This window comes from Geobacillus sp. FJAT-46040 (assembly GCF_002335725.1).
GTDB classification, from domain to species: domain Bacteria; phylum Bacillota; class Bacilli; order Bacillales; family Anoxybacillaceae; genus Geobacillus; species Geobacillus thermoleovorans.
The window spans coordinates 3,015,950-3,040,084 of the sequence record NZ_NISS01000001.1; the positions used below are offsets into that span (position 1 = coordinate 3,015,950).

Genomic DNA, 24,135 nt, shown 5'->3' on the forward strand with positions numbered 1-24,135 from the left:
AAGCGTAAAGGGTTCTTGTGTGTGGCTTACCGTTCAGCGAACACACACAAGTCGCTTGAAGCCCCCACCTCTAAGCGAAGCGTAGGTGGTGGGTAGTTCACTGGCCGTAATCGTTCCAGTTTGATGTGGTATAATGAGAGCGGAACGTTCAACGTAAGGGGTTTGCTGCGATGAGCCATGAATTGCTGCGGCAGCCGAAATGGCGGGTCATCGACCAGTCGCATTTCGGTCCGCTGTTTGATGCGAAACAATCGTTTGCCATCGATGATGCATTATGCACCGCGGTTGGTGCGGGACAGTCGGATGCGGTCGTCCGCACGTGGGTGCATGAGAATACCGTCGTCTTAGGCGCCGCTGATACGAAGCTTCCGTACATCGATGAGGCCATTTCGTTTTTGCGCCAGGAAGGGTATCGCGTCGTCGTCCGTAATTCCGGCGGGTTGGCCGTTGTCCTTGACAGCGGGGTGTTGAATATTTCGCTCATTTTTCCGGAAACGAAAAACACGATTGCCATCGAGCAAGGGTATGAGGCGATGTATGCGCTCATGGCCGCCATGCTTGCCTCATACGGCGCCCGCGTTGAGGCGGGGGAAATCGTCGGTTCGTATTGCCCGGGGAGCTATGACTTGAGCATTGGCGGCAAAAAGTTTGCCGGCATTTCGCAACGGCGCGTGCGCGGCGGCGTTGCCGTGCAAATCTACCTTTGCGTCAACGGGAGCGGAGCCGCGCGGGCTGAGCTGATTCGCCGCTTTTATGAGCTCGGCCGCCAAGGAGAGAAAACGAAATTCGCCTACCCCGATGTTGTCCCAGCTGTCATGGCGTCGCTGTCTGAGCTTCTCGGCTGCGAGTTGTCGATCGATGAGCTGCTTGTCGCCCTTTGGCGCACGCTGCAGTCGTTTGGCGGCGAGCTATATTCGTCTGCCCTCGAGAACGGCGAATGGAATTGGTATGAGCAGTATTGGGCGCGCATCGTCGAGCGGAATGAAACGGCGCTCAAGGGCGAGCTCCTAGCAGGAGAATAAGGGGGCGGTCCGCCCAGCAGCAAGAGCCTGCGTTCATCGCCTGACGCCGCCGGCAGGCAAAAAGGATGCTCCGTGTCTCGGCCGCACCGGAGAGAGTGCGATCAAGGCGCAGCCATGGACAGGGCATCCTTATTTTATTTACTCCGCGATTTTTTCCAAGTTGCCGTTCGGGTCCATACGGAAGGTCAGTCCCCGCTCTTCTTCCTCTTTTAACACCATTTTGCGCGCTCGGTTGATGATTTTCACGAGCGTCTCAAAATCTTCTTGGACGGTCGACGAATTTTCTTCTAATTTCGCAACCTTTTCTTCAAGTTCTTTATTTTTTTGCTTTAATTCTTCAATTTCGCGGCGCAGCCGCTCGTTTTCTTTGATCAGCGTCTCCCGTTTCCGTTCATGGGATTGGAACGTTTTCAAAAAAGCGATCACTTGATCAAGCGTCACTTGTTGCGGCGGGGAGGACGGGATGACGGCAGGCAGCTGCATCACCTCTCCCAGCTCTTCGAGTGATGGCATCGGCGGCTCGTACAGACGCCGCTTTTTCGCGCCGCCTTGTTTGGCCAGCAGCCGCAGCCGTTCTTTTCGCTGTTTTTTTGCCAGCTGCAATGCTTCTTCGTAGCGATGGCGGACGACCGCGTTCCAGCGAAAGCCGCAGGCGGCCGATGTCCGGTTCAGCCTGTCGCCGACTTCTTCAAAGGCGTTGAGTTGGGTGCTCCCTTCACGCACATGGCGCAATACGGTCTCTGCCAACAATAAATCGTCTTCTTCCGTCCAAGCGTCTTGCCGTTGTTTCACTGTTCTCCACTCCTTTTTCCCATGCTAGTAAAAGGGTGGACCAAAAGGAAAAAAATTATACGTTGCAAGTTTATGGGATTGGCAAATTACAAGGGTGAAAGCATGCCAACTTGCAATTTTCTCACGAAAGCGGTAGAATACACAAAGCAAACGCTGCGGAAAGGGATGACGAGTGATGGCGAATGAGTTTCGCGTTTGCGACGACTGCAAGGCGCCGAATTTAAAAACATTGATTCCGCGCCTCAAAAAGCTGGATCCGGATGCGGTCATCAAAATCGGCTGCCAGTCGTATTGCGGCCCAGGGCGGAAAAAGACGTTTGCTTTCGTCAACAACCGTCCGGTGGCGGCGCTGACGGAAGACGAACTGATTGATAAAATTGCTGAAAGGTTGAAAAAGCGATAACCGATCACCTTCTTTGCCGAAAGAAGGTGATTTTTTGTTTTTTCCGTCAATAATGGAGAAAGACGGAGAAAAAAGTCAACTATTTCTTTGCCAAAAGAAACGGCGTATAATAGATGTATGTTGGAGACGGAAGAGGAGGATGCGATGTATTCCGGCGGGCAGCTTGACGAAGAAAAAGTGTTTAAAGATCCGGTGCACCGATACATACATGTTCGCGACAAAGTGATTTGGGATTTGATCGGCACAAAAGAATTTCAGCGCCTGCGCCGCATCAAGCAGCTCGGCACGACATATTTGACGTTTCACGGCGCCGAGCACAGCCGGTTTAACCATTCGCTCGGCGTTTACGAAATCATCCGCCGCATCATTGACGACGTGTTTGTCGGCCGCGATCATTGGGATCATAGCGAGCGCCTTCTTTGCCTATGCGCGGCGCTCTTGCACGATTTAGGGCACGGCCCGTTTTCCCACTCATTTGAGAAGGTGTTTCGCCTTGACCACGAAGATTTTACACAGGCCATCATTTTAGGCGATACAGAAGTGAACGCCGCACTTCGCCAAGTGGATGACGATTTTCCGCGAAGGGTCGCTGAAGTGATCGCCAAAACGTACCCGAACAAGCTTGTTGTGAGCCTCATTTCGAGCCAAATTGACGCCGACCGGATGGATTATTTGTTGCGCGATGCCTACTACACCGGCGTCAGCTACGGCTATTTTGACATGGAGCGCATTTTGCGCGTCATGCGTCCGCGCGAAGACCAAGTCGTCATTAAGCGGAGCGGCATGCATGCGGTCGAGGATTACATTATGAGCCGCTACCAAATGTATTGGCAAGTGTATTTCCATCCTGTGACGCGCAGTGCGGAAGTCATTTTGACGAAAATTTTGCATCGGGCGAAAAAGCTGTACGAGGACGGGTATACGTTTGCGACGAAGCCAACCCATTTTTTATCGTTTTTTGCCGGCCATGTAACGCTCGGCGACTATTTGGCGCTCGATGAAGCAATCATCCTGTTTTACTTCCAGCAATGGCAATACGAGCGGGATCCGATTTTAAGCGATCTGTGCCAGCGGTTTGTCCGCCGCCGCCTGTTCAAATATACGGAGTTCCATCCGACGAACGAGCAAATGGCAAAGCTGATCGAGCTGACCGGCTTGTTCAAAAAGGCCGGGATCGATCCAGACTATTACTTGGTCGTCGATTCGTCGTCCGATTTGCCGTATGACTTTTACCGGCCGGGCGAGGAAGGAGAGCGCCTGCCGATTTATTTGTTGATGCCAAACGGGGAGCTTCGCGAGCTGTCGCGCGAATCGGTGCTCGTTGACGCCATTTCCGGGAAACGGCGCACCGACCATAAGCTGTATTTCCCAGCTGATTTCCTGGAAGACTTGTCGACGAAGCGGACAGTGAAGAAAAAGATTATGGAAATTTTAAAGGGTTAGGAGATGACGGAGAGTGCTCACAGAGCATGCGAAAGTAATGAAGGCGTTGGCGGCCGCCGGGGAAATTGCCGGCCGCAAAAAGCTGCAAAAAATGATCTACATCGCGAAAAAGCTCGACTTTCCGTTTTACGAGAAATTTGATTTCCACTTTTACGGCCCGTATTCGGAAGAGCTGACATGCCGCATCGAAGAGCTGTGCGCGCTCGGCTTTTTGCATGAAGTGAAAGAGAAAAAGAGCGGTTATATGCAATATCGCTATACATTGACCGAAGCGGGCGAACAGTTTTTGCGCCATTATGACTGGGACATGCCGGGTCTTGCCGAATGCATGCAAGCGATGAACGAACAAAATGCCCGTTTTTTGGAACTTGTGTCCACCGTACTTTATTTTGAACATTTGCCGAAAGACGAAGTGAAAGAGAAAATTGCGGTGTTAAAAAGCAAGCAGCGCTATACGGAAGAAGAAATCGATGAGGCGTACGCGTACATTGAGGCGCTGCGCAGCCGATGCCACAACAAAACTCGCGTGTAGGCGGGCGGAAAAAGCTGCTTCAACGTATCATCAGTTGGCCATAGACGAAAAGGGGCTGACCCAAAAAGCCGTCTGTCTTCAGGATAGACACAAAATATAGTGCGAAAGAAGCGGTTAGTGCGTATATATAGAGACGAAAGAGGGTGTCCCGATCCTTTTGGGACACCTCCTTCTTCTTTTTGGTTAATGCGGCAAAAACGCCAGCTGCAAAAAGAACAGCACCGCCAGCACGTACAGCAGCAACGGCACATCGCGCCAGCGGCCGCGGGCGATTTTTAAGAGCGGGTACGAGATGAAGCCGAGCGCGACCAAATTTTGCGGATGGGCTTGGATGATTCCGGTCAGCCGCAGGCCGATAAAGGCGATAAACAGCCCGATGCCGGCGGTGATGCCGTGTTTTAAGCTGTCGGGGATCACTTCGATCAGCTTGCTGCGGAGCGGGGTGAGCGACAGCAGAAAAAACAACATTCCTGCCACAAACACGGCGGAAAACGCGGTTTCGTACGAAATGCCGCCGTGCGAGCCGACGACGGAATAGGCGAAATAGGCGTTCAGCCCCATGCCGGGCGCGATGGCGATCGGATAGTTGGCAAAGATGGCCATCCATAGCGTGCCGACGACGGTCGCGATGACGGTGGCGGTGAACGCCTGTTCAAACGGGACGCCGGCATCTGATAAGATGACCGGATTGACGACGATGATGTACACCATGGTGAAAAAAGTCGTCAGGCCAGCGAGAAATTCCGTTTTGCGGTCAGTCTGTTTCTCTGCGAAACGAATCATGGGCCACCTCCTAAAAAACGAACAATGTCAGAAACCATTATAAATAATATTCGTTTTTCCCTAAAAATGCAACGGGAGCGCTTCATGCGCCCCCGCTCTTGTGTCACTCTGTGTCGCTCAGCCGTTTTCCGGCGATCGCATAATGGTCTTTCGTCATTTCTTCAATGAATACGACAACGCTCTCCCGTTTCGCCCCTGTCGTCTCGACGACGGCGTCCGTCACTTTTTCAACAAGCGCTTTCTTCTGTTCATCCGTGCGGCCGGCGAGCATTTTGATCGTTACGTACGGCACGGTTGTCCCCCCATTTCATTGTCGAGTGCTGTCGCGCTTATTATACCACGGGATGAGGAAGTTCAGTCCACTTTTTTCTGCTAATCATGTATACTAAAGATAGTGAATATAGGGAAAAGGAGTTTATGAAGTGGATCGAATTTTGCCGTATTCGTTAAGTGAAATTCCGTACGTGCTCTTGACGCTGGCGTTAGCATTTTCCGTGCATGAGTTCGCCCATGCCTACGTTGCTTACAAGTTCGGCGATCCGACGGCGAAAAATCAAGGGCGGCTGACGTTATCACCGTTTGCCCATTTGGATTTGCTTGGCACCCTGCTTATCTTTCTCGCAGGGTTTGGCTGGGCGCGCCCGGTGCCAGTCAATCGCTTTTATTTCAAAAATCCGCGCCTTGCCGGCATTCTCGTGTCGGTTGCCGGACCGCTGAGCAACCTCGTGCTTGCCGCGCTTGGATTTGTCATTTGGTACGCCATGATCGATTTCGGCCTCATGCGGGCGCTGCCAGATTGGTTTGCGGCCGGGTTTGATCTGTTTTTCCAAATTTTTATCAGCTTGAACGCTGTCTTGTTTTTGTTTAATTTATTGCCGTTTCCGCCGCTTGATGGGTATCGTATTATTGAAGACTTGGCCCCGGATGGGCTGCGGGCGAAAATGACGCAGTGGGAAACGTACGGGGCGCTCATTTTCCTTGTTCTCGTGCTGACGCCGCTCGATCGCTATACGATTGAGCCGGTGTTTCAAGTGGCGCTGCCGTTTGTGCTTGAGAACTTGCAGTCACTTGTGGCCAGCTTGTTTATGTAGGAAGGAGGAACAAGCGGATGGAGCAAAAAAAGAAAAAAAACATCGGCTTTAATATCATCAAAGACGACCCGACCGACGGGCACCGCGGCTTTGGCGCCGGGGCGTTGAGCCTAGAAAACGTGTCGCCGGTCATCATTGACGTCGAAGCGGGTGAAGCGTTCGTTGATATGGGGGCGATGCATGCCCGCAGCTCTGTTGAGCGCGGCATCAAGTTTTTGCCGGATCGCTCCGCCGTGCCAAACGGCAAGCCGTATTGGATCGTCTGGGTGACGATCGAGCGCCGCGAGGACGGTCCGTATTACGCCGGGGTGACGGCGTGCGAAATGACGATCGACCGTGAGGCGCGCCGCGGTTATAAGTTATTGCCGGAACATGTGAACCGGCTCGATAAATCGCTGAAACGGCATATCATCGTCGATCATATGGACGCTAAGTCGAAGCGGGTGCTCGCCGACTTTTTGAAAGGCCACGACATCGGGATGTGGAACCGCTCGAGCGATGAACTGAAAAAAGGACTCGAAGGCGAATTGTGACGGTTTTGTGAACATGTTTGCCTAAGGGCTTGTTCTTATCTGGAAAAAAGGATAAACTAAATCTACATGTATAACACAGGAAAACTAGGACAAGAAAATCCCCTGCGGGCAAACGCAGGGGATTTTCTTGTTTAAAACCATGGAAACCATTTCTCGAACCAGCTTTTTCCGTCTTCTTTTTTCTTCTTCTCCTCTTTTACATGATCGGTGCAATAGTCAACCGGTTCTGTGCCAGCGATATAATACGTTTTCCGCTTCACTGGGCACGAATCGGTCGCCAGCTTGCCGTTTTGCGGGTCGATGTAGACGCCGATGACGCCTTTGGTCGGCTTGAACGATTTTTTCGGCTCGCCGGCGAGGCTTTTCTCCATAAAGCGGATCCATATTTGTTTCGCGTATTGCTTTTCGTCAAAGCGGCTCATCGTTTCGCCGCGGTCGTAGCCGGTCCAGACGCCGGCGACCAACTGCGGGGCGAAGCCGATCATCCAGCTGTCCGTTTTCGTCGTCCCGGACTTGCCGGCGTACGGGCGCGTCATTTCATCGGCGATCGATTGCCCGGTGACGGTCGTATAGCCGTTAAGCTTTGGGTCGAACATTCCGGTCATTAAATGGGTCGTCACAAACGCTACGTCGCGGTCGAGCACTTGCCGGCTCTCCGGCTTATGTTCATACAGCACGTTTCCGTTCGCGTCGACGACTTTTTTAATGAACACCGGGTCCGTTTTTTTGCCGTAGTTGGCGAGCGTGCTGTATGCGGCGACCATGTCGATCATTTTCACCGGCGATGTGCCGAGCGCCAACGACGGCACTGCTTTCAATCTGCTTGTGATGCCGAGCGCTTTCGCTGTGTCGACGAGTTTGTCGGCGCCGATGAACTGGAGCGTTTTCACCGCAAAGACGTTGTCGGATACGGCGAGCGCCTCGGCGAGCGTGATCGGGCCGTTGGCATAGTAGTCATTGTAATTATGGGGGGTGTACGACGATCGGCCCCCGTCAAACGTAAAGGTGGTCAGTTCGCTGCGCAGTTGCGTCGACGGGGTGAATCCTTGCTCGATCGCCGCGTAGTACAAAAACGGTTTAAACGTCGACCCCGGCTGGCGTTCCGCTTGCACAGCGCGGTTGAACGGGCTTTCTTCGTAGTTGCGTCCGCCGATGAGCGCCTTTACTTCCCCTGTGCGCGGATCCATGGCCACCAATGCCGCCTGGATGGCAGAATGGGGACTGATGACTTGCTTAACTTGTTCTTCGGCAATCCGTTGCAGACGCGGATCCAGCGTCGTATAGACGCGCAGCCCCCCAAGCTCGATCGTCCGCTCATCCAGGCCGAGTTTCGTGCGCAACTGCTGTTTCACAACATCTTGGAAATACGGGGCCACAGGCTGCTCTCGTTCGCGGTGGCGGATGTAAACGAGCTTGTCACGGTACGCCCGCTCCGCTTCTTGGCGGCTGATGTAGCCGGCTTCCACCATGGAGGTGAGCACGATTTTTTGCCGCGCTTTCGCACGCTGTTCATTGACAAACGGCGAGTAGTAATACGGCCCTTTCGGAATGCCGGCGAGCATGGCTGCCTCGCTGAGCGTCAGCTCGCTCGCGTGCTTGCCGAAATAATAGCGCGCTGCTGCCTCGATGCCGTAGGCGCCATGGCCGTAGTAAATCGTATTTAAATAGCCTTCTAAAATTTTTTCTTTGCTGTAATTGGCTTCAAGGCGGATCGTGTACAGCGCTTCCTGGATTTTTCGCGACCACGTTTTCTCATGTGTTAAAAACAAGTTGCGTGCATATTGCTGGGTGATCGTGCTCGCTCCTTGCACTTTGTCCATGGCCTCGAGATTGGCGAGCACCGCGCCGGCGATCCGTTTCAAGTCAAATCCGTGGTGTTCGTAAAACTTCCGGTCTTCAACGGCGATCGTCGCTTCGATGATGTGCGGGGACATGTCTTTGAGCCGAACCCAATAGCGTTTTTGACCATGGTCGCTTTCCCCGATTTTGCTGCCGTCAGCGGCATAAAAAATCGTCGTCTGCGGCACGGCGACCGGCGGGGCGCCTTCGATTTTCGCGAACAACACAAAGCTCCCGAGAGCGGCGAAGGCAAAGATGACGAGAAAAAAGCCGATAAAGACGGCGGCGCGCACATATTTCCACGTGCCGCGAAAACGGCTGCCCGGGATCGGTTCCATTGCGCATCACCTCAACGGTTTTGGCGTTGTTTTAGACATGCGGGCGGACGCCCGGCTGAATGCGCCGCCTTGCTTTTGTCAAGGCTTCGCCAGCGAGGTTTTCCGCTTTTTCTTACCAGTATGAAAAAAAATTTTTTATTTTAAACTTGTTCCTCTTGCATTTTTGCTAGATTGCTCTATACTTTTTCATGTTTAGTTTTTCGTTGGCTAAGGAAAACTTGTATAGTAAGCAACGCTCGGAGAAAGGATGTTACCGATGGAACTTTGGTTTACCGAAAAGCAAACGGAGCATTTTGGCATCACCGCACGCATCATCCGCACTTTACATACAGAACAGACGCCGTTTCAAAAGCTTGATATGGTCGAAACGGCGGAGTTTGGCAACATGCTCATTTTAGACGGCATGGTGATGACAACACAAAAAGACGAGTTCGTCTATCATGAAATGGTCGCCCATGTGCCGCTGTTCACCCACCCCAATCCGGAAAACGTGCTTGTCGTCGGCGGCGGCGACGGCGGCGTCATTCGTGAAGTGCTGAAACACCCAAGCGTCAAAAAAGCGACGCTTGTCGAAATTGACGGCAAAGTGATCGAGTGCTCGAAAACCTACTTGCCGGAGATTGCCGGCAAACTCGATGATCCGCGCGTCGAAGTGAAAGTCGATGACGGGTTTATGCATATCGCCAAAAGCGAAAACGAGTATGACGTCATTATGGTTGACTCAACCGAACCGGTCGGCCCAGCGGTCAACTTGTTCACAAAAGGGTTTTACGCCGGCATCGCCAACGCGTTGAAGGAAGACGGCATTTTCGTCGCCCAAACGGACAATCCGTGGTTTAAAGCGGATTTGATCCGCAATGTGTATCGCGACGTGAAGGAAATTTTCCCAATCACCCGTTTGTATACGGCGAACATTCCGACGTATCCGAGCGGGCTCTGGACGTTTACGCTCGGCTCGAAAAAATACGATCCACTCGCCGTGAGCGACGACCGATTCCATGACATTGAGACGAAATATTACACGAAAGAATTGCACAAAGCGTGTTTCGTCTTGCCGAAATTTGTCGCGGATTTAACGAAGTAAGGGGGCGCAGGCAATGCGATTTGATGAAGCCTATTCGGGCAACGTGTTTATTGGCAGCCATCCGAATTTTGAAGAAAGCGAAGCGGTCATTTACGGCATGCCGATGGACTGGACGGTCAGCTACCGGCCTGGCTCGCGGTTTGGCCCGGCCCGCATCCGCGAAGTGTCAATCGGGCTTGAGGAGTACAGCCCATATTTGGACCGCGAACTCAAAGACATCCGCTACTTTGACGCTGGAGACATTCCGCTGCCGTTTGGCAATGCGGCCCGCAGTTTAGAGCTGATTGAGCAGTTCGTGAAAAAGGTGCTTGACGCCGGCAAGTTTCCGCTTGGCCTCGGCGGCGAACATCTCGTCTCTTGGCCGGTCATCAAAGCGGTGTACGACTATTACCCGGATTTGGCCGTCATTCACATGGACGCCCATACCGACTTGCGTGAACATTACGAAGGCGAGCCGCTGTCGCACGCGACGCCAATCCGCAAAGTCGCTGACTTGATCGGCCCGACGAATGTCTTTTCGTTCGGCATCCGTTCCGGGATGAAAGAGGAGTTTGAGTGGGCGAAAGAAAACGGTATGTACATCGCCAAGTTTGAGGTGCTTGAACCGCTCCGCTCCGTGTTGCCAAAGCTCGCCGGCCGCCCGGTGTATGTGACGATCGACATCGATGTGCTTGACCCGGCCCATGCCCCCGGAACGGGAACGGTCGATGCCGGCGGCATTACGTCAAAAGAGCTGCTTTCGGCCATTCACGAGATCGCCCGCTCCGACGTGCGAGTCGTTGGCGCCGATCTGGTGGAAGTTGCACCGATTTATGACCATTCCGAACAAACGGCCAATACGGCGAGCAAGCTTGTGCGGGAAATGCTGCTTGGTTGGGTAGGGAAGTGAAAAATGAGAAAAAGCGCCTAAATCGCAAGTTTGCGAGGGTGCTTTTTTCTTTGGTGGGACAAAAGATGCAGGAATATGAGCGTACGGAGCGTAATAATTAATGTATTTACAGAAAAAGGAGAGGGGGAATGAAGATGGGCGTGAAGCTGATCAAAATTTCCGTTGTGTACTTTGTCATTGGCGTCTGTATGGGGCTTGGCATGTCGATGACCCATTCGTTTGCGCTGACCCCGGTCCATGTCCATATCAACTTGCTTGGCTGGACGGCCTTGACGCTTGCTGGCATCATCTATCATTTATTTCCACAAGCGGCGGCGACGAAATGGGCGAAAGTGCATTTCTGGCTGCACAATATCGGCCTGCCGGTCATGATGATCGGTCTCATTTTCGTCGTTTACGGCAACGAAGCGTTCGTGCCGGTGACAGCGATTGGCGGGGTGCTCGTCGTGATAGGTGTCATTCTTTTTGCTATTAACGTGTTAAAAAATGTTCGGGCGTCATCATAAAATACCGATGGAACAAAGAGGGGGGGCTGACCCAAAACGCGAATGCGTTTTGGGTCAGCCCCTTTTTTTGCCCACTGGAGCGGAAATCTGCCATCGGGTTTGTCCCCTCTTGAATGGAGCGAAACAGTTCATTATACTATAAATTATGACTGTTTGTTCGCAAAGGTGTGTTCATCGATATGAAGGAAACAAACGGCATCCCGGCGCGCCTCCGCCAAGTGGCTGTCATTCGCGACGGTCCGCGCCAAGAGACGGTTGTGCTTGAGGCGGATGGCACGTATTACATAAAAGGGGAAACCGTTTATTTGCAGTTTGCCGAAGAAAACGAACTCGGGCGGGTGAACAACATTGTGAAAATCGCGCCTGACGAGGTAACCGTCCTTCGTTCCGGAGCGGTCGAGATGCGGCAAACGTTCCGCCGCCGCCAAGAAACATCGGGCCATTATGGGACAGCGTTCGGACGATGGGCGCTGGCGGCCAAAACGAGCTCCATGGAGTTTCACTATGATGAGCAGCGGAAAAAGGGGCGGCTTTTTCTTTCCTATGAACTGATGCTAGGCGATGAGCGAAGCGGGCGCCATACGTTGACGTTGACATTTAAGGGGGTATAAGCGGTGAACATTGTCGGACAAATCAAGGAAAAGATGAAAGAAGAAATCCGCCAGGCGGCGGTAAGAGCAGGGCTGGCTTCGGCCGACGAGCTGCCGGATGTGCTGCTTGAGGTGCCGCGCGACAAGGCGCATGGCGACTACTCGACGAACATCGCCATGCAGCTCGCCCGCATCGCGAAAAAACCGCCGCGGGCGATCGCCGAAGCCATCGTCGGGCAGCTTGACCGCGAACGCATGTCGGTCGCCCGCATCGAGATCGCTGGGCCAGGGTTTATTAACTTTTACATGGACAACCGCTATTTGACGGCGGTCGTGCCGGCGATTTTGCAGGCGGGACAAGCGTATGGCGAATCGAACGTCGGCAACGGGGAAAAAGTGCAAGTCGAGTTCGTCTCGGCCAATCCAACCGGAGACCTGCATTTAGGTCATGCCCGCGGCGCGGCGGTCGGCGATTCGCTTTGCAACATTTTGGCGAAAGCCGGGTTTGACGTGACGCGTGAATACTATATTAATGACGCCGGCAAGCAAATTTACAATTTAGCGAAATCGGTCGAAGCCCGTTATTTTCAGGCGCTCGGTGTCGATATGCCGTTGCCGGAGGACGGCTATTACGGCGACGATATCGTCGAAATCGGCAAAAAGCTTGCCGAAGAGTACGGCGACCGGTTTGTCGAAATGGAGGAAGAAGAAAGGCTTGCCTTTTTCCGCGACTATGGGCTCCGCTATGAGCTTGAAAAAATCAAAAAAGACTTGGCCGACTTCCGTGTGCCGTTTGACGTCTGGTATTCGGAAACATCGCTCTATGAAAGCGGAAAAATCGACGAAGCGCTTTCCACTTTGCGCGAGCGCGGCTATATTTACGAGCAGGACGGGGCGACATGGTTCCGTTCGACGGCGTTTGGGGACGACAAAGACCGCGTCTTAATTAAGCAGGACGGCACATATACGTACTTGCTTCCGGACATCGCCTACCATCAAGACAAGCTGCGGCGCGGGTTCAAAAAGCTCATCAACATTTGGGGGGCGGACCACCACGGCTACATTCCGCGCATGAAGGCGGCGATCGCTGCGCTCGGTTATGATCCGGAGGCGCTTGAAGTGGAAATCATTCAAATGGTGAACCTATACCAAAACGGTGAGCGCGTCAAAATGAGCAAGCGCACCGGCAAGGCGGTGACGATGCGCGAGCTCATGGAAGAAGTCGGCGTCGATGCCGTCCGCTATTTCTTTGCGATGCGCTCGGGCGATACGCATTTGGATTTTGACATGGACTTGGCCGTGTCGCAGTCGAATGAAAACCCGGTTTACTACGTCCAATACGCGCACGCCCGCGTTTCGAGCATTCTTCGCCAAGCGGAGGAACAACACATTTCCTATGACGGCGACTTAGCGCTTCACCATCTTGTGGAAACGGAAAAGGAAATCGAGCTGCTCAAAGTGCTCGGCGATTTCCCCGATGTCGTCGCCGAGGCGGCGCTCAAGCGGATGCCGCATCGCGTCACCGCCTATGCATTCGATTTGGCTTCCGCGCTCCATAGCTTTTATAACGCGGAAAAAGTGCTTGATCTGGACAACATCGAAAAAACAAAAGCCCGCCTCGCGCTTGTCAAGGCGGTGCAAATTACGCTGCAAAATGCGTTAGCGCTCATTGGCGTTTCAGCGCCGGAACAAATGTAAACGAACGAGGGGGAGCGACTGCTCCCTCTTTTGTTTGGGCATTCTAAAGAAAAACAGTGGTGGAGGATCAACAAATGAAAGAAGTTGTACTATCGCTCATCACCGGCATCGTTGTCGGCTTTTTGTTCACCTTGCTTCGGTTGCCGATTCCCGCTCCCCCGGCGTTGGCCGGCATCGCCGGCATCGTCGGGGTGTATCTCGGCATGCGGTTGTTTCAATGGTTCACGGTGTTTTGGAAGTAAGCACTTGCATGATCAAACGGGGGAACAAAACCCGGTTGGCGCAATTTTGGCAGCATCAAGCCGCCGGAAGCGCCGGCCGGGTTTTTTTGCTTCTTCTGTTGCTTGGGAGGGAAATGGAACTTCAGACCGGTCAAAGCCAGGCGGAGATGAGCTGGGAAATCGACTGTTTGCCGCGGTCAAGAAGCGAACGTTTTTGCCAAAAGTCGACCGTCAGCGGCTCGGCGCGCAACAAATCGCGCTCGATCGCCCGTTTGACGAGGCGGGTAAACGCGCGGTCAAACACATAGCAGTTGATTTCGCTGTTTAAAAACAAGCTGCGCCGATCGAAATTTGCTGTGCCGACGTCGCACCACTCCTCATCGATGACGAGCGTTTTTGCATGGTAAAATCCTTGGTAAAAGCGGTAAATGCGCGCGCCGGCTTTCAAGAGTCGATAAAAGTACGGATAGGTAGCCTCTTTGACAAATAAATGGTCCGCCTTCAGCGGCACAAGGACGGTCACACGCACCCCGCGCCGAAGCGCTTGCATCAGCTCGTTAAACAGCGGCCGGCTTGGGATGAAGTATGGGCTGCCGATCATAATTTCTTTTTTCGCCTGGCGGATGACCTCGATAAACTGTTCTTCAAGGGCAGCGCCGTTGGTGGCGACGAGCTGATGGCGAATGGCGCCGGCCGAAAGCGGCGGGAAGTAGCGATGTTTGTCAGGCACCGTCTGGCCCGTTGCTTCTTCCCAGTCGTGCAAAAACTGTTCTTGCAAGTCGTGAACCCCTTCGCCGTTCACTTTTAAGTGGTAATCGCGCCATTCGCCGAAGTTGGCGTCTTTTCCGTTGTATTCACGGCCGATGTTAAAACCGCCGATGTAGCCGACCCGCCCGTCGATGACCGTAATTTTCCGATGGTTGCGGCGGTTGAGGCGGTAAATGAAAAACGGAAAGCGCGGCTTTCGGGCATAGGCGAACTCCACCCCGCTTTCCTCGAGCGAACGGATGAGCGCTTTCGGCAGTCCAAAGCTGCCGATCCAATCGGTCAACACTCGCACTTTCACGCCGGCAGCTGCTTTTTCCTTTAAAATCTGGAAAAATGGCGCGCTCGTTTCGTCATTTTTTATAATGTAAAACAAGACGTGAATATGATCGCGGGCGCGGCCTAGTTCAGCGAAGTAATCAGAAAATAAATGCCTGCCGTTGATATAGAGGGAAATATCGCTTCTCCGCTCCGGGTAGACGACTTTTTTGCGCCCATTGCGGAAGATGAACTGTCCAAGCTTGTCATCAAGATAAACAAGCAGCAATACGATGGCAATGACGGAAATGACGACCATATCTTCTCCTCCTATGTCGATTCGGTATTTATTAATGTGCCCGAGAACGCGCAAAACGTTTCAAATTGCATCTACCGTGAACATACCCAAACTCCAAATGAATAAAATTTCCATATTGATGAATTTTTTTCGTCATGGGAGTCTATAGAGGGCTGAACAAATCGATGATTCCCCCGCGATCGCTCCGTTGCAAAGGGAAAGTTTTCGCGGCTGGGATGAAAAAAGGCTATTGACTGAATGCTCATTCATTTGTACAATAGACATAAAGCGAATTCTGAAAATTTCTTTTGTTACGGCAACACATTCGCTCGAAAAACGGGGGAAGGGGAGAGAAGATGAATGCCTTGTTGGTGGTGAACTGGCTCGCGTTTTTGCTTGTAACCGCTTACGCAATTTACTTGTTTGCATATGCCGTAAAAACGCGGGCGATGTACATCAAACTCGGCAAAAAATTCGAGTTTGACCACAAAGTAAAAGAGCGGCTGCGAAACATCTGGGTCAACGTGTTCGGCCAGAAAAAGCTGCTCAAGGACAAAAAAAGCGGACTGATCCACGTCGTCTTTTTCTATGGCTTTATTCTCGTCCAATTTGGCGCGATTGATTTCATCATCAAAGGGCTTGCGCCGGGGGCGCATTTGCCGCTTGGGCCGCTGTATGCGGGATTTACGTTTTTCCAAGAAATCGTTACCTTGCTTATTTTGATCGCGGTGCTCGCCGCCTTTTACCGCCGTTACATTGAAAAGCTCGTCCGTTTAAAGCGCGACTTGAAAGCTGGGCTTGTCCTCATCTTCATCGCCGGGCTCATGCTGTCGGTGTTGTTTGGCAACGGGATGAGCATCATTTGGCACGGCGAAGAAGCGACATGGAGCGAGCCGGTCGCCTCGCTTATTGCTGCCGCGTTTTCCTGGGTCGGCGAAACGGGGGCTGCGGTGCTCTTCTTTATCGCCTGGTGGGTGCATCTGTTGATTTTGCTCACGTTCCTCGTGTACGTGCCGCAATCAAAGCACGCCCATTTGATCGCTGCGCCGATCAACGTCTTTTTCAGCCGGCTGACGCGACCGAAGCTTGCCCCGATCCATTTTGAAGACGAAAGCCAAGAATCGTTTGGCGTCGGCAAAATTGAGGATTTCACGCAAAAGCAATTGATCGACTTGTATGCCTGTGTCGAATGCGGCCGCTGCACAAGCATGTGTCCGGCGACCGGCACGGGGAAAATGTTGTCGCCAATGGATTTGATTTTAAAATTGCGCGACCATTTGACGGAGAAAGGGGCGGTCGTCACGTCACGCACGCCGTGGGTGCCCGCGTTCGCTTTCAAACATACAAGGGGCAATCAGCTCGCGTTCGCCGCGGCGTCGGAGCAGGCGGCGATGATCGAAATGCCAAGCTTAATCGGCGATGTCATCACCGAAGAAGAGATTTGGGCCTGTACGACGTGCCGCAACTGTGAGGACCAATGCCCGGTCATGAATGAGCATGTCGATAAAATCATCGACTTGCGCCGCTATCTTGTCCTGACGGAAGGACGGATGAACCCGGACGCGCAGCGGGCGATGACGAACATCGAACGCCAAGGCAATCCGTGGGGCTTGAACCGAAAAGAGCGGGAGAACTGGCGCGAGCTGCGCGATGATGTGCATGTGCCGACCGTCAAAGAGGCAGCGAAAGCGGGAGAGGAAATCGAGTACTTGTTCTGGGTCGGCTCGATGGGGTCGTATGACAGCCGGAGCCAAAAAATCGCCCTTGCGTTTGCCAAACTGCTGAACGAAGCGGGCGTCAAGTTTGCGATTTTAGGGAACAAAGAGAAAAACTCAGGCGATACGCCGCGCCGGTTAGGAAATGAGTTTTTGTTCCAAGAATTAGCGACGAACAACATCGCGGAATTTGAAAAAGCGGGCGTCAAGAAAATCGTGACGATCGACCCGCACGCTTACAATACGTTCAAAAATGAATACCCGGATTTTGGGTTCGAGGCCGAAGTGTATCATCATACCGAGCTGCTCGCCAAGCTCATCGAAGAAGGGCGGCTCGTGCCGAAACATCCAGTGAATGAACGCATTACGTTCCATGACTCGTGCTATTTAGGGCGCTACAATGACGTCTATGACGCGCCAAGGAAAATTTTGCGCGCTATCCCGGGCGTCGAGCTTGTTGAAATGGAGCGCAACCGCGAGCGAGGAATGTGCTGTGGAGCCGGCGGCGGCCTCATGTGGATGGAAGAGACGACCGGCAACCGGATCAACGTCGCCCGCACTGAGCAAGCGCTCGCTGTCAATCCGACGGTCATCAGCTCTGGCTGCCCGTACTGTCTGACCATGTTGTCAGACGGCACGAAGGCCAAGGAAGTGGAAGACCGCGTCGCGACGTACGATGTCGCCGAGATTTTGGCAAAATCAGTATTTGGTGAAGAAAAAGAAGAAGCGGCGTCGTAAAAATAGTTGCGAAGACAATTTCTATTTTTTAAAATAATAAGTATAATGAAAGAGAAGGTGTATGATCGTACACCTTCTCTTTCGCACCACGACCGAGCGAGCGTTCAGTCTGTGTTTTGTAATCGCTTTCTTATCCGATGAAAAGGGGAGAGGAATATGGGAAAAACAGTGATTGTCAGCGGGGCGCGCACCCCGTTCGGAAAACTCGGCGGTTCTTTGCAAGCGCTGTCAGCGTCAGAACTCGGCGGCATTGCCGTGAAAGAAGCGCTTGCCCGCGCGGATGTGAGCGCGGAACAAGTCGATCATGTCATTTTAGGCACCGTCTTGCAAGGCGGACAAGGACAGCTCCCATCGCGGCAGGCGATGCGCCATGCCGGCATTCCGTGGCATGTTCGCACCGAGACGGTCAATAAAGTATGCGCATCGGGCATGCGCGCCGTGACGCTCGCGGATCAGCTCATCCGCTTAGGCGACGCCGATGTCGTTGTCGCGGGCGGGATGGAATCGATGAGCAACGCCCCGTACGTGCTGCCGAAAGCGCGCTGGGGGTTGCGAATGGGCGACAGCACGGTGAAGGATTTAATGGTGTATGATGGCTTGACATGCAGTTTTACCGGCGTCCATATGGGCGTTTATGGCGGGAATACAGCGCGTGAACTTGGCATTACACGCGAGGCGCAGGATGAGTGGGCGTACCGCAGCCATATGCGAGCCATTGCCGCCATCGAAGCCGGTCGGCTCGCGGAAGAGATCGTTCCGGTGACGATTCCGCAGCGCAAAGGAGAGCCGCTTGTCGTCGAACACGACGAGGCGCCGCGCAAAGACACGTCGCTTGAAGCGTTGGCGAAACTGCCGCCGGTGTTTGACCCGGAAGGAACGATCACTGCCGGCAACGCCCCGGGCGTCAACGACGGCGCCGCGGCGCTCGTCTTGATGAGCGAGGAGCGCGCCGCCCGCGAGGGGCTTGAGCCGCTCGCGACTGTTGTCGCCCACACCGCCATCGCCGTTGAGGCGAAAGATTTCCCAAAAACGCCGGGACTTGTCATCAACGAGCTGCTCCGCAAAACGGGAAAAACGGTCGACGACATTGCCTTGTTCGAAATAAACGAAGCGTTTGCCGCTGTTGCTCTTGCTGCGATCCAAATCGCCGGCCTTGACCCGGAAAAAGTGAACGTCAATGGCGGCGCTGTCGCCCTCGGCCACCCGATCGGCGCGAGCGGCGCACGCATCATCCTCACGCTCATTTATGAGCTGAAACGCCGCGGCGGCGGCCTCGGCATCGCCGCCATCTGCAGCGGCGGCGGCCAAGGCGACGCCATCTTGGTCGAGGTATAACGAGCGGGGCGCGGCGGGCAAGCGGCATGCCGCCGTCGCCTTCCAGTGTTGCGCCAAGGCATAGGATGCGGCGTGTGACCGTCTGCCCCAAGCGTTGCGTCATGAGGCATCGCGCCATATGGTGCGGCATGCCGCCGCTGTCTCTGCCGCAACGTGCGGCACGTTGCTCATTGCCGCAACAGCCGCGGCATCAACGGTTGACAGCAGGGGTTGTTGTGATGACGATGCAAAGACCGTTTGCCGTTGGTTGCTGGCGGCAGTGAGACATATGAGTTTAGGCGCGGAGAAGGAAACGCAAAGCGGACGATAGGGGGAACAGAAGATGGATGTGAAAACAATCATGGTCGTCGGCGCCGGACAGATGGGGTCAGGAATCGCTCAAGTGTGCGCCGTCGCTGGCTATCAAGTGTTTTTGTACGACATTAGCGAAGCGCAGTTGGACAAAGGAATCGCCAACATCGAAAAAGGGCTCGCCCGCCAAGTGGAAAAAGGGAAAATGACAGCGGTGGACAAAGACGCAGCGCTCGCGCGGCTTGCCCGCTCGACCGACTTGCATGCCGCCGCCAAAGCGGATCTTGTCATTGAAGCGGTCGTCGAAAACATGGACGTGAAAACAAAGCTGTTCGCCGAGCTCGATGCGCTCGCCCGCCCGGAGACGATTTTAGCGTCGAACACGTCGTCGCTGCCGATTACGGAAATTGCCGCCGCGACGAAACGGCCAGAGAAAGTGATCGGCATGCACTTTATGAACCCGGTGCCGGTGATGAAGCTCGTCGAAATTATCCGCGGATTGGCGACGGCTGATGACGTGTATGAAACGATCGAAGCCGTTGCCCGCAAGCTCGGCAAAGTGCCGGTCGAAGTAAACGACTTTCCGGGCTTTATTTCGAACCGCGTTCTCATGCCGATGATCAACGAAGCGATTTACGCCTTGTACGAAGGGGTGGCGACCAAAGAAGCCATCGATGAAGTGATGAAGCTCGGCATGAACCATCCGATGGGTCCGCTGACACTCGCTGATTTTATCGGGCTCGATACGTGCTTATACATTATGGAAACGCTTCATGAGGGGTTCGGCGATGACAAATACCGCCCATGCCCGCTCTTGCGCAAATATGTGAAAGCCGGATGGCTCGGCCGCAAGACGGGCCGCGGATTTTACACGTATGAATAAACCGCTTGGCGTCGCTCCAGGACAACGCCGAAGCGTGCCGCAATGTGCGTGGGGCGGCGCCCGCTATGCTGTCTGCCGACCGTAACGCCGCACGTTAGGTGCATGCGGGAACGCTGTTTTACAGTCTATAAGGCAAATCTATAGAATCGTTCAGCTGCCTGCTGGCTGCCCCATGGAGCGGAGGAGCGCCTGAAAACACCATTGTGTCAGCGACATCGGAAGGAGGCCATTTCATGGAATTTCGCTTCACCGCAGAGCAGGAAATGATGCGGCAAATGGTGCGCGAGTTCGCCGCGGCGGAGATCGCCCCATTTGTCGAGCGCATGGAACAAGGGGAGTTTCCGCGCCCGATTTTAGCGAAAATGGCCGAACTCGGCCTAATGGGCATCACTGTCCCGGAGCAATATGGCGGCGCGGGTATGGACTTTGTTTCGTACATCATCGCCATTCATGAAATTTCTAAAGTGAGCCCGACCGTCGGTGTCATCTTATCAGTGCACACGTCGGTCGGCACGAATCCGATCTTGTATTTCGGCACCGAAGAACAGAAACAAAAATACGTGACAAAGCTCGCCCGAGGTGAGTACTTGGGGGCGTTTTGCCTTACTGAACCGAGCGCCGGCTCGGATGCGAAAAGCTTGAAGACGAAAGCGGTGCGCCGTGGAGATCGTTATGTGCTAAACGGCTCAAAAATATTCATCACCAACGGCGGGGAGGCAGATACGTACATCGTCTTCGCCCGCACGAATCCGGAAGAAGCCGGAAGCCGCGGCATTTCCGCGTTCATTGTGGAAAAAGGGACGCCAGGGATGTCGATTGGCAAAGATGAGAAGAAGATGGGGCTGCACGGGTCGCGGACGGTGACCATTACGTTTGAAGACGCCGAAGTGCCGGCGGAAAACTTGCTCGGTCAGGAAGGGGAAGGATTTAAAATCGCGATGGCCAACCTTGACGTCGGTCGGATTGGCATCGCCGCCCAAGCGCTCGGCATCGCGGAGGCGGCAGTCGAACATGCCGTCGCCTACGCGAAAGAGCGGGTGCAGTTTGGCAAACCGATCATTGAGCAGCAAGGCGTCGCTTTCAAGCTTGCCGATATGGCGACGGCGGCGGAAGCGGCGAAATGGCTCGTCTATCGCGCCGCTTGGCTGCGCGCGCAAGGGCTGCCGTGCGGAAAAGAGACGTCGATGGCGAAGCTCTTCGCTTCACAAACAGCGATGGACAATGCCATCGAGGCGGTGCAAATTTTCGGCGGCAACGGCTACACGAAAGACTACCCGGTCGAGCGGCTGTTCCGTGACGCGAAAATTACGCAAATTTACGAAGGAACGAGCGAAATTCAGCGCATCGTCATCAGCAAACATTTGTAACTGTATAGATGCCATTTGAAGCTTTCACATTTGCAGCTTTTACCGAGCATTGGATCGACTGTCGAGCGACCGAACAACGCCGCTTTCAGACCCATGTATGGGTCTGTGAAGCGAGCGGTTGTTCGGCCTCCCGTCACGCCTTGGCGTGACGGGGGCAAGCCTGTGGCTTGCCCTCGACAGTCGAAAAATAGATAAGCAACTTTTCCGTCAAGGATATGTGAAACTTTTTCGTTGCATCTATATAGGCATGTTGATGAACCAATCCAAACCAGATGAGAAGGCTCTGTTCCTAGCTTTTCTGCCGTAGTCGGCAAGCCGTTCGCTTGCCGACTGGGCATGCGACAGCATGCCCTCCTCGAACAATGAACGTTTTGCGGGCAAATGGCATTTGCCCGTCGGCGTTCTTGTTCGAGGGAAGAGGCAGAAAAGCTTGTGTTCAGTCAGCTCATGATTGGCAACCGAATGAAATGGTGGAATGAGCCGCAAACCGTCGGGTCTTCGGAAGGCTGAACAACGCCGCTTTCAGGGATGGAGGCATAAACACGGGGCTCTGTCATTTGCTGCGTTTTGTTGTGCAGCCGGAGCGATCCTATTCTCTTTTCCCAACAACGATTCGTTGTCTGTCTTTGGAAAACCCGGAATGGGCGGCGAACTGGATGGCAACGTCGCGGCACAACGATTCGTTGTCTGTTTTTGGAAAACGGTGATCACGCTGGCACGGGGGACGAGGATTTCGGATATATAGGAAAACGGGGGAATGAAACGATGAACTTTCGATTGAGAGAAGAACATGAAATGCTGCGAAAAATGGTGCGCGAATTTGCCGAAAATGAGGTAGCGCCGACTGCCGCTGAGCGCGACGAAGAAGAGCGGTTTGACCGCGGCATTTTCAACAAAATGGCTGAACTCGGTTTAACAGGCATTCCGTGGCCGGAAGAATACGGCGGCATTGGCAGCGATTATTTGGCCTATGTCATTGCCGTTGAGGAGCTGTCGCGCGTCTGCGCCTCGACCGGGGTGACGCTTTCCGCGCATATATCGCTCGCCAGCTGGCCGATTTACAAGTTCGGCAACGAAGAACAAAAGCAAAAGTATTTGCGCGCCTTAGCGACTGGGGAAAAACTGGGGGCATACGCTCTGTCCGAGCCGGGGGCGGGGTCGGATGTCGCCTCGATGAAAATGCGTGCGGTAAAAGACGGGGACCACTACATTTTAAACGGCTCGAAAGTATGGATCACCAACGGCGGCGAAGCGGAAATTTACGTCGTATTTGCCGTCACCGATCCGGAAAAGCGGCATAAAGGGATCAGCGCCTTTATCGTGGAAAAAGGAACGCCGGGCTTTTCGTTCGGCAAAAAGGAAAAGAAACTCGGCATTCGTTCGTCGCCGACGACGGAGCTCATTTTTGAAGACTGCCGCATTCCGAAAGAAAACTTGCTCGGTCAAGAAGGAGAAGGGTTTAAAATCGCCATGACGACGCTCGATGGCGGCCGCAACGGCATCGCCGCCCAAGCGGTCGGCATTGCCCAGGGCGCGCTGGATGCGGCGGTGGACTATGCGAAACAGCGCGTCCAGTTCGGCAAACCGATCATCGAGCAGCAAGGGATTGCTTTCAAGCTCGCTGACATGGCGACGGCCATTGAAGCGGCGCGGCTCTTGACCTATCAAGCGGCATGGTTGGAGTCGAATGGCTTGCCGTACGGCAAAGCATCCGCCATGGCGAAACTGTTTGCCGGCGACACGGCGATGAAAGTGACGGTCGAGGCGGTGCAAATTTTCGGCGGCAACGGCTACACGAAGGACTACCCGGTCGAGCGGTTTATGCGCGACGCGAAGATTACGCAAATTTACGAAGGAACGCAAGAAATCCAACGCCTTGTCATTTCGCGCATGTTGACACGCAATTAAACATTGCGTGTCCACTCATTCGTGTTGGCGCGCGATTGAAACATTGTGCGTCATTTCAATGGTTTTGGATCTGAACGGCGGCTTGGCGCTTTGGGAAAGGGCGCACGGATAGGCATGGGGCGGGGCGGCGCCCCGCCGTCAAATGGGAATGGGGGAGAGACAACGAACATGAAAAAACGGGAAGTGATTGCATCGGTCAAAGACGAAAAGCTCGTGAAAAAACGGCGCAATGAGATGATCAAAGGCGCGATTTCCTTGTTTAAACAAAAAGGTTTCCACCAAACGACGACAAGGGAGATCGCCAAAGCGTCCGGCTTCAGCATCGGCACGTTGTACGAGTACATCCGCAAGAAAGAAGACGTCCTCTATCTCGTGTGCGACCGCATTTACGACGAAGTGCGGGAGCGGACGGAACAAGACCTCGGTGCCCACCATGGCACGATCGAAGGGTTAAGGCGCGCCATTGCCCACTATTTCCGCGTTGTTGATGAACTCGATGATGAAGTGCTCGTCATGTATCAAGAAGTGAAAGCGCTAAGCAAAGAATCGCTGCCGTATGTGTTGAATAAAGAACTCGATATGGCGGCGATTTTCGAACATATTTTGCGCGCATGCGTTGAGAGCGGGGCGTTGCAGCTTTCTGAAAGCGAAATCCGCCTGTTCGCCCACAACATCGTCGTTCTTGGGCAAATGTGGGCGTTCCGCCGTTGGGTGCTGCGGAAAATGTATACACTCGATGAATATATCGAACTGCAAACCGAGTTTTTATTAAAGGGGATTATGGAGAAACAGCGAGTCTAAAAGGGGAGAAGA

Annotated in this window: 23 protein-coding genes and 1 pseudogene; 19 read left to right on the plus strand and 5 right to left on the minus strand. The window is 53.7% G+C overall.

What is annotated here, in order from left to right; all coding sequences use genetic code 11:
• Positions 1-170 precede the first annotated feature (170 nt).
• Positions 171-1,022, plus strand: coding sequence for an octanoyl-[GcvH]:protein N-octanoyltransferase (gene lipL, locus CD000_RS16120; protein ID WP_096226031.1), 852 nt, complete (start codon positions 171-173; stop codon positions 1,020-1,022).
• A 138-nt stretch (positions 1,023-1,160) separates the two neighbouring features.
• On the opposite strand, the gene CD000_RS16125 is transcribed toward lipL, so the two are convergent.
• Positions 1,161-1,814 (minus strand): RsfA family transcriptional regulator, encoded by a 654-nt coding sequence (locus CD000_RS16125; protein ID WP_096226032.1) that lies wholly within the window; start codon positions 1,812-1,814, stop codon positions 1,161-1,163.
• Positions 1,815-1,989: 175 nt separating this feature from the next.
• On the opposite strand from CD000_RS16125, the gene CD000_RS16130 reads away from it, so the two are divergent.
• The 3 genes from CD000_RS16130 (at position 1,990) to CD000_RS16140 (ending at position 4,192) form a co-directional block, all read left to right on the plus strand.
• On the plus strand, positions 1,990-2,217 hold the full coding sequence (locus CD000_RS16130) for a YuzB family protein (RefSeq protein ID WP_011232879.1): 228 nt from the start codon (positions 1,990-1,992) through the stop codon (positions 2,215-2,217).
• 144 nt (positions 2,218-2,361) lie between these two features.
• Positions 2,362-3,660: an HD domain-containing protein gene (locus tag CD000_RS16135; protein WP_096226033.1), complete on the plus strand. Its 1,299-nt coding sequence runs from the start codon at positions 2,362-2,364 to the stop codon at positions 3,658-3,660.
• A gap of 13 nt (positions 3,661-3,673) precedes the next feature.
• Positions 3,674-4,192 (plus strand): YwgA family protein, encoded by a 519-nt coding sequence (locus tag CD000_RS16140; protein ID WP_021321331.1) that lies wholly within the window; start codon positions 3,674-3,676, stop codon positions 4,190-4,192.
• A gap of 282 nt (positions 4,193-4,474) precedes the next feature.
• Here the strand turns inward: CD000_RS16140 and CD000_RS16145 are convergent.
• Together CD000_RS16145 and CD000_RS16150 are read right to left on the minus strand one after the other, a co-directional pair.
• Positions 4,475-4,975, minus strand: a pseudogene (locus tag CD000_RS16145) (solute carrier family 23 protein); the annotation flags it as partial.
• A gap of 103 nt (positions 4,976-5,078) precedes the next feature.
• Positions 5,079-5,267, minus strand: coding sequence for a 2-hydroxymuconate tautomerase (locus CD000_RS16150; protein ID WP_014196981.1), 189 nt, complete (start codon positions 5,265-5,267; stop codon positions 5,079-5,081).
• A 130-nt stretch (positions 5,268-5,397) separates the two neighbouring features.
• Between CD000_RS16150 and CD000_RS16155 the strand changes: the two genes are divergently transcribed.
• Both CD000_RS16155 and CD000_RS16160 read left to right on the plus strand, forming a co-directional pair.
• Positions 5,398-6,066 carry a site-2 protease family protein gene (locus CD000_RS16155; protein ID WP_096226034.1) on the plus strand — a complete coding sequence of 223 codons (669 nt, stop codon included), beginning with the start codon at positions 5,398-5,400 and terminating at the stop codon, positions 6,064-6,066.
• A 17-nt stretch (positions 6,067-6,083) separates the two neighbouring features.
• Positions 6,084-6,599 carry a YwhD family protein gene (locus tag CD000_RS16160; RefSeq protein WP_063330595.1) on the plus strand — a complete coding sequence of 172 codons (516 nt, stop codon included), beginning with the start codon at positions 6,084-6,086 and terminating at the stop codon, positions 6,597-6,599.
• Positions 6,600-6,730: 131 nt separating this feature from the next.
• Here CD000_RS16160 and CD000_RS16165 read toward each other — a convergent pair whose 3' ends face one another.
• Positions 6,731-8,776, minus strand: a complete 2,046-nt coding sequence (locus CD000_RS16165; RefSeq protein WP_096226035.1) for a transglycosylase domain-containing protein — start codon at positions 8,774-8,776, stop codon at positions 6,731-6,733.
• Positions 8,777-9,032: 256 nt separating this feature from the next.
• On the opposite strand from CD000_RS16165, the gene speE reads away from it, so the two are divergent.
• The 6 genes from speE (at position 9,033) to CD000_RS16195 (ending at position 13,785) form a co-directional block, all read left to right on the plus strand.
• Positions 9,033-9,860: a polyamine aminopropyltransferase gene (gene speE / locus CD000_RS16170; RefSeq protein WP_014196977.1), complete on the plus strand. Its 828-nt coding sequence runs from the start codon at positions 9,033-9,035 to the stop codon at positions 9,858-9,860.
• 13 nt (positions 9,861-9,873) lie between these two features.
• On the plus strand, positions 9,874-10,749 hold the full coding sequence (gene speB / locus CD000_RS16175; RefSeq protein WP_096226036.1) for an agmatinase: 876 nt from the start codon (positions 9,874-9,876) through the stop codon (positions 10,747-10,749).
• Between the two features lie 128 nt (positions 10,750-10,877).
• The gene (locus tag CD000_RS16180) at positions 10,878-11,255 is read left to right on the plus strand and encodes a hypothetical protein (protein ID WP_011232870.1); all 378 of its coding nucleotides are present in this window, start codon (positions 10,878-10,880) and stop codon (positions 11,253-11,255) included.
• Between the two features lie 179 nt (positions 11,256-11,434).
• Complete coding sequence (locus CD000_RS16185) at positions 11,435-11,866, plus strand: YwiB family protein (RefSeq protein WP_011232869.1); 432 nt, start codon at positions 11,435-11,437, stop codon at positions 11,864-11,866.
• 3 nt (positions 11,867-11,869) lie between these two features.
• The gene (gene argS / locus CD000_RS16190) at positions 11,870-13,543 is read left to right on the plus strand and encodes an arginine--tRNA ligase (RefSeq protein WP_011232868.1); all 1,674 of its coding nucleotides are present in this window, start codon (positions 11,870-11,872) and stop codon (positions 13,541-13,543) included.
• A gap of 74 nt (positions 13,544-13,617) precedes the next feature.
• Positions 13,618-13,785: a XapX domain-containing protein gene (locus CD000_RS16195; RefSeq protein WP_013146634.1), complete on the plus strand. Its 168-nt coding sequence runs from the start codon at positions 13,618-13,620 to the stop codon at positions 13,783-13,785.
• 130 nt (positions 13,786-13,915) lie between these two features.
• Here the strand turns inward: CD000_RS16195 and cls are convergent, their stop codons facing one another.
• Complete coding sequence (gene cls, locus CD000_RS16200; protein WP_096226037.1) at positions 13,916-15,106, minus strand: cardiolipin synthase; 1,191 nt, start codon at positions 15,104-15,106, stop codon at positions 13,916-13,918.
• 335 nt (positions 15,107-15,441) lie between these two features.
• Here cls and CD000_RS16205 point away from each other — a divergent pair, with 335 nt between their 5' ends.
• From CD000_RS16205 to CD000_RS16240, 7 genes are all read left to right on the plus strand, one after another.
• Positions 15,442-17,538, plus strand: a complete 2,097-nt coding sequence (locus tag CD000_RS16205; RefSeq protein WP_096226038.1) for a heterodisulfide reductase-related iron-sulfur binding cluster — start codon at positions 15,442-15,444, stop codon at positions 17,536-17,538.
• A 156-nt stretch (positions 17,539-17,694) separates the two neighbouring features.
• Positions 17,695-18,873 (plus strand): acetyl-CoA C-acetyltransferase, encoded by a 1,179-nt coding sequence (locus CD000_RS16210; RefSeq protein ID WP_015376074.1) that lies wholly within the window; start codon positions 17,695-17,697, stop codon positions 18,871-18,873.
• Between the two features lie 118 nt (positions 18,874-18,991).
• Positions 18,992-19,183 (plus strand): hypothetical protein, encoded by a 192-nt coding sequence (locus CD000_RS16215; protein WP_096226039.1) that lies wholly within the window; start codon positions 18,992-18,994, stop codon positions 19,181-19,183.
• Positions 19,184-19,195: 12 nt separating this feature from the next.
• Entirely contained in the window at positions 19,196-20,047 is an 852-nt protein-coding gene (locus CD000_RS16220; protein WP_096226040.1) for a 3-hydroxybutyryl-CoA dehydrogenase, read from the plus strand.
• Positions 20,048-20,280: 233 nt separating this feature from the next.
• Positions 20,281-21,414, plus strand: a complete 1,134-nt coding sequence (locus CD000_RS16225; protein ID WP_096226041.1) for an acyl-CoA dehydrogenase — start codon at positions 20,281-20,283, stop codon at positions 21,412-21,414.
• A 765-nt stretch (positions 21,415-22,179) separates the two neighbouring features.
• The gene (locus CD000_RS16235; RefSeq protein ID WP_096226042.1) at positions 22,180-23,322 is read left to right on the plus strand and encodes an acyl-CoA dehydrogenase; all 1,143 of its coding nucleotides are present in this window, start codon (positions 22,180-22,182) and stop codon (positions 23,320-23,322) included.
• 168 nt (positions 23,323-23,490) lie between these two features.
• Entirely contained in the window at positions 23,491-24,123 is a 633-nt protein-coding gene (locus CD000_RS16240; protein WP_011232859.1) for a TetR/AcrR family transcriptional regulator, read from the plus strand.
• Positions 24,124-24,135: the final 12 nt, after the last annotated feature.